Consider the following 6012-nt stretch of genomic DNA (forward strand, 5'->3'; position numbering starts at 1 on the left):
AGTGAAATCAATGCCCTTTTCCTCTGCTAAAGGCAAGTATTGCTGATGAAGATCTCTGACTAAATTTGACACAGACGTCGGCTGAGACTCCAATTCAATCTGATGCAAGCCAATACGAGACATATCCAATATGTTATTAAATAACTCCATCAAGTTTGCCCCTGCACTTTGAGCCTGCCCAAGCATTTTCCGTTGGTATTGGTCTAACAATGAATTCTGCAACAACTCAAGCACTGTAATAATCACTCCTAAAGGAGTACGCAGCTCATGGCTCATCATTGCCAGAAACTTACTTTTTGTTGCTTCACTTTCCATCTTTATACGATAAGCCTTTCTTGTAACATATAAAGCGAAAATCAGTGCAATCATTACCGCCAATACTGAAAGAAGTCCCCAACGATATCCCTTCCATACATTACCAATCTCTGGAATATTTTGGTCTGTGTGATCCAACCAGTTCATGGTTGCATCATGCAACTCTCTAGAATCAAATGACAGCAATGTCTTATTCAAAATGGACAAAAGAATCGGCTCTTTATTACTTACCAGAAAAACATTAGTACTGCTTACATCCTCGAACCCATTCATGACAAGGTCACGATGCTTTGGCAATTCATAAAAAGCATCCTCTCTCAATAGTAGTGCAGCCTCCACTTCACCTTTTGACACAGCATCCAAAAGAGCTTTTTGGTTTTTAAATCTATGTATATCGAGATAACCATTTTGAGCAGACGATGTATAGCTATTCTCCAACACCCCTAAACTTCGCTCATCAAGATCTGATAGCTTTGTTACTAGCTTATGATTATTCTTTGTAACATAAAGACGTATCAGAGGTTTATACGGCACACTAATTTTATAATGAGAATAAATAAATGGGTTTCCTGAGGCACGGGCATCCCCGCCCATCACAACGATAGGCAATGGATCATATTGACTCAACGGCCTATCGAGCTCAATCAGCTTTAGCTTTAGCCCTACCCTTTTAAATACAAGAGATGCAATTTCGGCCTCAATACTTTTTTCATGATGTGAAGAAATTGTATACGCATCAACCACAGGATGCTGTCTAATCCAATCCATCTCGGCTTCATTCAACATCCCTACAGAAGATGATCCAAAACAAAAGCTACAATAAATCACCAACAAAGCAAATAGGACTCTGACCGAAAGCATCGCTACGACCCACCTTACGAAGAAATGATAGATTAAATTTAGTACGTATCATAATAAATAGCAAAAAATACCAAACAATTTCAATCATATAAAAAATAAAACATCGAAAATTTTCAAATTGCAGATATAAAACCTTGTAATCATGATTGCCAACAAAGTGATCCATTATCAAAATCTTTTCTCACACCACAATATAAAGCCCCCAATCATCAACAGATGGCTGGGGGCTTTTCACAACACCATACTTAATAAGTAATCAAAAAATTACCCTAATTTGACCAAGCCCTGTGCCATGTTATCGGCCAGGAGACCAAGCAGCTGTATCAATGCCGCATTCAGAGACGGTATGTCATTTCTTGTAGTCGCATGGCTTTCATTGAACACTCCACTATCTATCACCGTGCCATCTTCAACACGGAGCAACTGCCAGACTGCCTCCAACCTTACTTGCCGGCCGGGTTGCAAGCTCAAGCGGCGAATATCCAGTACATAGCGCAGCTCACCCATGCTCATTCCCGCTTGAGGGTAAGCGTAAACACTTGCCACTCCGCTGCGCTGACTGATACCGAACGCCAGATTTTGTGTTAACAGGCGGTCGAGCGGCGCACTCCAATGCTCAAACTCTTGCAAGCTCAACTGGCCATTACCGTTATCCAGCACCAATTGGGGCCGATCCAGCGCCGCCGGCAATGTCACCGGCTCCAGCATCACTCTCGGCCCCTGCCTTACCAGAGTTGAGCTGACTGACGGGACATCGAGACTATAAAAATGCGTCGGCGGCGACGCGCAGCCACTGACGACGCCAAGCAACAACGTAACAATAATCCAGTCTTTCATCACGGCTGTGCCTCCTTGCCACGTACCAGCGCCTCTGGATGGCGATCAAGATAATCAGCCAGCGCACGGAAGCTTCGTGCGGTCTCTTTCACCTCCTGCGCCGCCGAGCGAACGTCTTGCTGCAGTGGCGAATCGGCTTTCATAGTCTGTTTTGCGGCATCCAGGGTCTGCTGCAGTTGCGCCAGCGTCTTGCTCAACTGTGGCAGCGTTTCATCGCTTGCGCCGTCCGTTAGCTTTCTCACGCTATCCAAGGTATTCTGCATCGCCTTCAACGAGGCCTCCGCCTCCCTACCGATATTGTCGAATGGCACGGCATCCAATTTTTTGACGATGCGTTGCAACACCCGCTGCAGCTCTTCCAGATCTCCAGGAATGGTTGGCAACTCAGGAATCCCGTTGTGCACCACCAATTGCGCAGGAGGAACGCCTCGGAAGAAGTCCAGCGCCACATAAAGCTGCCCAGTGATGAGATTGCCTGAACGCAATTGCGCTCGCGCGCCATTGGCTACTAGGTATTGTGGAGACAGCTTGCCGGACACCCGCCCCCCGCGCGACAAACTATCCAACCGGCTGGGATAGATGCGTATGTCCACCGTCATGTCGAACTCCTTGCGTTTTCCATCGTATTCAACGCCAATAGCGGTGACTTCGCCGATGGTGATGCCGCGAAAATCAACTGGCGCACCCACGGCGAGACCACGCAGAGACTGATGGAAGCGCAAGCGGAACGGCCGCATCTCACGGTCCGGATTCTGGAGCGCTTTGTCGCGCGTATCGTGCAGGATGAAATTACGGTCAGACAGAGGGATGCTTGCGCTGTCGGTCAGCGGGGTCTCGAAGGCAATGCCCCCCAAGGCGATGGCGGCAAGTGACTGGGTGTTTACATTCAGCCCATTAGCGTTCAGCGACACATCCACGCCACTGGCGTGCCAGAACCGGCTGTTGGCGACAACAAAGCGATCATATGGCGCATTGATGAAGATGCTGACGTCGACAGCGCCGCCCTTGGAATCCAGCTCGTACCCAACCACTTGTCCCACAGGCACGCGGCGGAAATACACCGGGGAGCCTGTATTCAGCGAGCCAAGATTCTCCGCGCGCAGGAAGAAAGTTTGCCCAGGCAAATCGGCGTTGATGATAGGAGGGGTTTCCAGGCCGACAAACTCGCTCTTCCGCGCAGAGCTCTTGCCGATGTCCATGGCAATGTAGGAGCCGGACAGCACCGTGCCCAAGCCGGAAACGCTGCCACCGGAAATCCGTGGCCGTACCACCCAAAAACGGCTGTCCTCAGCTAGGTAATCAGCCGCTTCCTGAGTCAACTGGGCCGTGGCAATAATGGATTTACGATTAGGACTGAACTTCACCGAAGTGACTTCGCCAATTTCCACATCCTTGTACTTGATGCGGGTCTTGCCTGCTTCGATGCCTTCCGCCCTCTGAAACGAAATCGTGATCACCGGACCGCGCGTGAGGATGGCATGCAAAGCCAACCCACCAGCGATCAGCGCGGCCACCAAAGGAATGAGCCACACAAGCGATGGGGCCCAGCGGCGCCGCTTGGCCTGAACCGCCTGGGGCAGTTCAGCAAAGTTTTGTGGATTATTACTGCTCATCATCGTCCTCAATTGCGTCCCAGATCATTCTGGGATCGAAACTCATTGCCGCCAGCATGGTCAGCACCACCACCGCGCCAAACGCAATCGCGCCTGGCCCGGCCTTGATGCTGGCCAGCGACTGCCATTGCACCAAGGCCGCCATCAGCGCCACCACAAAAATATCCAGCATCGACCATGGGCCTATCACCTCGATCAGGCGATACAGCTGGGTGCGCTGACGCGGCGCCCACTGCCAACGCCACTGCACACTGCATGCCAGCAGCAACAAGGCCAAAATCTTCAATAGCGGGACCAGCACGCTGGCAATAAACACCACCAGTGCCAACGGCCAGGAATTGTTATTCCACAAGTAAACGACGCCGCTCATGATGGTGTCGCGCTGGGCGCCGGTCAGCGCAGTGGTCTCCATGATGGGCAACAGATTCGCCGGCAAGTAACAAATGATTGCTGCCAGCAATAAAGCCCAGCAGCGCTGCTGCGCCGCGGGACGGCGCAAGTGCAGCGGCGCCTTGCAACGCCAACAGGCGTTATCCTGATCCAGGCTAATCCGACATAACAGACCGCAACCATGGCACAAGCACAGGTTGAGGCCTGCAGCGCTATACGCTCCGTAGCGGCGCATGACTGATACGCTCCCATAGCCGGCTTGGAGAAAAACCACCCATACAGGCTGCCTGCAGCATGATCAAAGCAAACAAGGCCCACAGCCCTATGCCTGGATGCACATTGGCCAGATGAACCAGCTTGACCAACGAAATCAGCACCCCAACCAGGAACACCTCCACCATGCACCATGGTCGTGCCACGCCATACAGCCTGAGCATGCTTGCGAATCCCGGCGGCACCTTGGCCCGCCACAAGAGCAACTGCACATAAAGCATGCTGCACAGTGCCAACGCAGGCATAACTATGCTGGTGAACAGCACCAGCAAAGCCACTTCCAACATGCCCTGTCCCTGCAAAGCAATCACCGTTTGCCATAAGGTCGCTGCGCTGCGTTTGCCGGCCACCTCCAGAATTAAAACCGGATATGTGTTTGCAAGGACAAATAGCATCGTACAGGCCAGCAATATGGCAACCATGGAAGAAAGAGAAAGTCTTTCGGCCTCTTTTAAGGTGGCGCCACAACGCACGCATCTAGCCACACTGCGGGCTTCGAGAGCGTGCGGGAGACGCTGCAACATATCGCAATCATGGCAACAAACCATCCCATAATCCTCATGCACCATAACGATGGTCTAACATTTAAAAACAGATCCAATCAAAGATGGAGCTGGCAAGTCAGTACAGGCATAGCCAATACAATCAGACTATCTGCTTCATGCACGTCCCCTAACAATTGCATAAACCCAAAATAGCCCTCCCAACCGATACAACCACGGTCATACGTACACACTTAAATAAAACAGCCCTGCCAGACAAGATCTGACAAGGCCGTCTAACAATCTATCCAATGCACTTCATACCCAATAATCTTCACTGCAAATGCCAAATAATTGACAATAGCAGCTCAAATTATACGACTCAGCATCCCCAATAAGAATTTCAACTTCTTATTCGGAATCAATGTTGATATAAAATGCATTGCATATGACAGCAAAGAAAACGACTTGCGCCTACTGATGAATGATGGCTTCTGGTATAGTTCAGCAGTAATTTGCTGCCTTACACCATAGCCTATCATCATCAACTCATCCATTTTCTTTTGCGAATTCATGACCAGCCTCACCCCAAATACTGGACCAATCCTTTTTCATCTCAGAGATGGAGTCTGAAAACGGAGGCCTTTGTCTACGAACCTTCAGCATCACAAAAGTCATCAAAACAACCCCTGCAATCAAAAGAAGAATAGAGAAAAAAGCAAGCCACCCTGTGTCAAGGTGATTAGTAAGAACTTGGATGATGTGCATTGAAAACAATACAATGGAAGCAAAGATGCTCAGCAAAGCGCAAGCAAGCTGTAATAGTGTTTTCACTAGCTCAGCTTGAAACATCTTAGCTTCCAATGCAATCATCTCCAATCTAGTTAGAAAAAGTTTACCTGATAAAAAAACTACAGACTTCACACCTCCGATTCGTGCAAAGTTGTATTTCATCATCACTTTCTTCCAATCAGCATACCCAAGAGAAAAGCAACGCCAGCAACGGTACCCACCGACTTCCAAGGATGTTCGTTGACAATCCTGTCGGTAGACAACGCGGCACCCTTGGCTTTTAGCCTTGCAGCATTAAATGCCTTATTCAGTTTTTTAGCGCTCTCCGGCTTCGCATCAACGCGCTCAACTACATTTCTGTCTCTTATACACATCTCCGAGCCCACGAGACTCAAAAGAGGGGGGGGGGGGGGGGGGGGGGGGGGGGGGGGGGGGGGGGGGGGGGGGGG

Annotated in this window: 7 protein-coding genes and 1 pseudogene; 1 reads left to right on the plus strand and 7 read right to left on the minus strand. The window is 49.9% G+C overall.

What is annotated here, in order from left to right; genetic code table 11:
- The 7 genes from JHD59_RS21285 to JHD59_RS23370 form a co-directional block, all read right to left on the minus strand.
- Positions 1–1083: histidine kinase dimerization/phospho-acceptor domain-containing protein (locus JHD59_RS21285; RefSeq protein WP_304492314.1), on the minus strand; the 1083-nt coding region annotated here is incomplete at its 3' end.
- Positions 1084–1440: 357 nt separating this feature from the next.
- Complete coding sequence (locus JHD59_RS21290; protein ID WP_199155733.1) at positions 1441–2013, minus strand: membrane integrity-associated transporter subunit PqiC; 573 nt, start codon at positions 2011–2013, stop codon at positions 1441–1443.
- Positions 2013–3626, minus strand: a complete 1614-nt coding sequence (locus tag JHD59_RS21295) for an intermembrane transport protein PqiB (protein WP_199155734.1) — start codon at positions 3624–3626, stop codon at positions 2013–2015. Before JHD59_RS21295 ends, JHD59_RS21290 begins: the two co-directional genes overlap by 1 nt.
- Positions 3616–4251 carry a paraquat-inducible protein A gene (locus JHD59_RS21300; protein ID WP_199155735.1) on the minus strand — a complete coding sequence of 212 codons (636 nt, stop codon included), beginning with the start codon at positions 4249–4251 and terminating at the stop codon, positions 3616–3618. Before JHD59_RS21300 ends, JHD59_RS21295 begins: the two co-directional genes overlap by 11 nt.
- Entirely contained in the window at positions 4229–4813 is a 585-nt protein-coding gene (locus tag JHD59_RS21305) for a paraquat-inducible protein A (RefSeq protein WP_199155736.1), read from the minus strand. The genes JHD59_RS21300 and JHD59_RS21305 overlap by 23 nt, the downstream gene beginning before the upstream one ends.
- A gap of 507 nt (positions 4814–5320) precedes the next feature.
- A complete protein-coding gene (locus JHD59_RS21310; RefSeq protein ID WP_199155737.1) occupies positions 5321–5728 on the minus strand; it encodes a phage holin family protein in 408 nt (135 codons plus the stop codon).
- Positions 5728–5784, minus strand: a complete 57-nt coding sequence (locus JHD59_RS23370; RefSeq protein WP_368671640.1) for a hypothetical protein — start codon at positions 5782–5784, stop codon at positions 5728–5730. Before JHD59_RS23370 ends, JHD59_RS21310 begins: the two co-directional genes overlap by 1 nt.
- A gap of 19 nt (positions 5785–5803) precedes the next feature.
- Between JHD59_RS23370 and JHD59_RS22935 the strand changes: the two are divergent.
- Positions 5804–6012 (plus strand): annotated as a pseudogene (locus JHD59_RS22935) (hypothetical protein); the annotation flags it as partial.

Source organism: Chromobacterium sp. ASV23 (genome assembly GCF_016428945.1).
Taxonomy (GTDB): Bacteria; Pseudomonadota; Gammaproteobacteria; order Burkholderiales; family Chromobacteriaceae; genus Chromobacterium; species Chromobacterium sinusclupearum.